This window comes from Achromobacter xylosoxidans, from assembly GCF_002192695.1.
Classification (GTDB): domain Bacteria; phylum Pseudomonadota; class Gammaproteobacteria; order Burkholderiales; family Burkholderiaceae_B; genus Achromobacter; species Achromobacter xylosoxidans_C.
The window spans coordinates 1-472 of sequence record NZ_MTLG01000034.1; the positions used below are offsets into that span (position 1 = coordinate 1).

Genomic DNA, 472 nt, shown 5'->3' on the forward strand with positions numbered 1-472 from the left:
CAAGGACAAGACGCTCCAGCGGGAATTCACCGAACGCGAAGACGGCTCCATCGCCGAGACCCGCATCCTCACCGACAAGTTCGTGCCTGTCATCCGCGCGTGGGACATGACGCCTAGCTCCGCTACGCGGGGCGAGGTGTTGACCATCCGCTGATCGCTTTTCACCGACGGTTCGCCGTCTTTTTTCCCACCACGGGGCATGCCATCGCCCCGTCGGGGGTGGTGCATGCCCCATTTTCTTTGGAGCATCACCATGTCCCTCGATCTCGAAACCACCACCGCCGAAGCCACGTCCGTACAGGGCGAACTGCTCGACGCGGAATCTTCCCCACTGACCCTGAGCCTTCAGGATTTCGTCGGTGAGTTCGGCGACGAACTGCTCGACGCCCTCAACAGCGCCAACCCGCCGGTCTATTCCGGCGAGCCGCAGGCGCACCGGCAACTCATCGTCGCCAGCCTCAAGCGCAAGCTG

1 protein-coding gene and 1 pseudogene are annotated in these 472 nt (G+C 63.1%); both read left to right on the top strand.

Annotated features, from left to right (window positions below; translation table 11 throughout):
• Positions 1-154 (top strand): annotated as a pseudogene (locus BRO63_RS33910) (DUF6094 domain-containing protein); the annotation flags it as partial.
• 99 nt (positions 155-253) lie between these two features.
• Positions 254-472, top strand: a 219-nt coding sequence (locus BRO63_RS04480; RefSeq protein ID WP_143219444.1) for a hypothetical protein, incomplete at its 3' end; no start/stop codon positions are given.